The organism is Effusibacillus consociatus (genome assembly GCF_042652925.1).
Lineage (GTDB): Bacteria > Bacillota > Bacilli > Tumebacillales > Effusibacillaceae > Effusibacillus > Effusibacillus consociatus.
Genome location: NZ_JBHSHC010000136.1, coordinates 1 through 1,432, shown reverse-complemented (window position 1 = coordinate 1,432; position 1,432 = coordinate 1). Strand labels below are relative to the sequence as shown.

Annotated in this window: 2 protein-coding genes; both read left to right on the top strand. The window is 47.8% G+C overall.

Annotated features, from left to right (window positions below):
• The first annotated feature begins 77 nt into the window (after positions 1-77).
• Positions 78-380, top strand: a complete 303-nt coding sequence (locus ACFO8Q_RS19465) for a DUF5665 domain-containing protein (RefSeq protein WP_380028171.1) — start codon at positions 78-80, stop codon at positions 378-380.
• Between the two features lie 64 nt (positions 381-444).
• Positions 445-1,230, top strand: coding sequence for a TraR/DksA C4-type zinc finger protein (locus ACFO8Q_RS19460; protein WP_380028169.1), 786 nt, complete (start codon positions 445-447; stop codon positions 1,228-1,230).
• Positions 1,231-1,432: the final 202 nt, after the last annotated feature.

Sequence of the window (1,432 nt, the reverse complement as noted above, 5' to 3'; positions counted from 1 at the left end):
TTTAAAAGAGCAACTCCAGCCTGGTTTTATGTGAACCAAATTGGCAGCTGCTCTTACTATACAAGGAGGTCGCGGGCATGAAGGAAAAGGATGAAACAAATCTGAAGGAACATATCGAGCAGTTGGCATTGCACCTGGAACGGGCGCAGTTCGCCGAATATGTTCAACTGCTGAATCGGCCGCGGCGGCTGATCACGCTCAATTTTGTAAGCGGGATTGCAAGAGGAGTTGGAACGGGGCTGGGATTTACGGTCATTTTCGCGCTGCTTTTGATGATCTTGCAGGAATTGGCCGATCAGAACCTTCCGATTATCGGGAAGTTTTTGGCTGATATCGTACGGATTGTGCAGGCCCAACTGCACACACCGACAATACCATAGAATAGTTTTATGGGGAGACGGAAAGAATGCCCATTAACACCCAACTTTCGAAGGGGGGCTCTCGATGAGTCTGACTAGTGAACAGCTTCGGGAACTTCGTATCCGCTTGGAAGAGGAAATGACGGATATACGCAATTCTTTGGATGCCAACGACCGCTATGGAATACCTGACTCAATGGCTGATCAGCTTGGAGAGCTGTCGATGTATGACAATCATCCGGCCGATATCGGAGATGAATTATACGAACGAGGAAAAGATCTTGCTTTGCGTGATGCGGCATCGATTCGATTGATTGAGATCGATGAAGCATTGGAGAGGATGGAAGACGGTACATACGGGACTTGTACCCATTGTGGACAGGCGATTCCGTTTGAGCGTTTGCAGGCGCAACCGGCTGCGGAATTTTGTATAGACTGTCAGGAAGGGGCGGAGGAGCATCAGATTGAGAGCAACCGCCCGGTAGAAGAAAATTTTATGTTTCCCGGTTACGGACGGGCGTTTAATGATGAGAACGACCGTGGCGAGACATTATATGACTCTGAAGACGCGTGGCAGGACGTGGCACGCTATGGAACTTCCGAGAACGCTTCCGATTTTGAGGACGGAACGAATCCCGACCTTCTTTATATAGACAGCGAAGAACGAAGAGGGTATGTAGAGGATTTGGAAGGATATTTAACGGCTGATATTCATGGCAACCCGACCGGATTCACAAGAAATGAGGCCTATCGTCGCAATGCGAGGGATTTTACGGACAATCTGAACTGGATGGGACTCGAATCTGACGATCTGTTGAACGTAAGCGCGGAGAACAACTGGGATCATTTTAATGAGGATCGCAAGGAATAGGTAAAGGCGGCCAGAAATTAGGCCGTCTTTAGTTTTACTTGTAAGAAATTATAAGTTCAGAGGTAACAAGTATAAGTGCAACTAAGGCATTCACCCAAGTCAAAGACTTGGCGAATGCCAAAGTTTTCTTTATTGTGCGCCACGCATGGCGATTAACTAGGTGGTGAAAGTCCACTGTGGGGGTTTGTAGTTACCAACCACT

Excerpts from the sequence above, each read along its gene's own strand:
- ACFO8Q_RS19465 (WP_380028171.1), top strand. The coding sequence starts at position 78 with ATGAAGGAAAAGGATGAAACAAATCTGAAGGAACATATCGAGCAGTTG.
- ACFO8Q_RS19460 (WP_380028169.1), top strand. The coding sequence starts at position 445 with ATGAGTCTGACTAGTGAACAGCTTCGGGAACTTCGTATCCGCTTGGAA.